This is a genomic window from Pseudomonas psychrophila, from assembly GCF_001043005.1.
GTDB lineage: Bacteria > Pseudomonadota > Gammaproteobacteria > Pseudomonadales > Pseudomonadaceae > Aquipseudomonas > Aquipseudomonas psychrophila.
The window spans coordinates 1-916 of the sequence record NZ_JYKZ01000033.1 but is presented as its reverse complement, the minus strand read 5'-3'; the positions used below and the strand labels follow the sequence as shown (position 1 = coordinate 916).

The window sequence follows — 916 nt, the reverse complement described above, 5'->3', positions numbered from 1 at the left end:
TCCCACCGAAGAGCGCTACATGATCACTCTGGCGATAGCCAGTCCATGGGTGAGTGGTGAGGAGCATTGACGATGCTGCACGACGAAAACCGTCATGCACTGGAGCACTCGATCAAACATATTGCCGCAGGTGCAGCGCCATGATCCGGCGTCTGAAAGTCAGCAGCTGGCCTCGAAGGCTGTGCATGGTGCTTATGGTGTTTTTCGTGGTGGCGAGCGTGCGCTGGGTGGGGCAACAACTGGCCGATGAACCGGAAATCGCGCTTGTCTTCGGGGAGCCATGGGAAGACATGCGCCAGCGTTCCAGCGCCTCGATTCCCCCTGCGATTCCTGATGAGCTTTGGTTCCATATGCCCGAATCAGACGCGCGATTACGCTTTATCGACCCGCAATACGGTTTCACAACGCCCTTGGCCCGCTTTTTCACGATCAATTTTGATAATGAACGCGTGGCTAACATCCGCATGTCCCCGCAAATCGAACCGTTGCTGCTGGACGATGCGCTGAAAGTCGTATTGGGTCTGCAGGACCAATGGCGTCGACAAGGCTGGTTTGTCTCCGACCCAGAGAGTGATCCCGAGATTGTCGACACGCCTGAAGGGCGTGCTCGGGTGCGAGGTATCCTGGGTGGCAGAACCTTTTGGCAAGCCGGCGACAAATATCAAATCATGCTCAACGTGAACCGTTTCAAGGACTACAGACACCCCGACGAAGAACGTTACCTTATTAGCCTAGAGCTCGCCAGGGCCCGCCTATGAGGAAGGTGTTCGATAAGCCTGGGCGCAGCTGGCCTCGAAGGCTGTGCATGGTGCTTATGGCTCCCCGAACAGAGGTGTCACCCGGTCCCGGGGCTACAACCTGTTTCTCCTAAAAAGCATGAACGGAGTTTTGCTATGCCCACACCCGCTTATTTGAA

Annotated in this window: 1 protein-coding gene; it reads left to right on the top strand. The window is 56.0% G+C overall.

Going from position 1 to position 916, the window contains the following annotated elements:
* Positions 1-185: 185 nt before the first annotated feature.
* Positions 186-758: a hypothetical protein gene (locus tag TU76_RS23870; protein WP_420892979.1), complete on the top strand. Its 573-nt coding sequence runs from the start codon at positions 186-188 to the stop codon at positions 756-758.
* Positions 759-916 lie beyond the last annotated feature (158 nt).

Coding starts and splice junctions, on each gene's coding strand:
- TU76_RS23870 (WP_420892979.1), top strand. CDS start 186: ATGGTGCTTATGGTGTTTTTCGTGGTGGCGAGCGTGCGCTGGGTGGGG.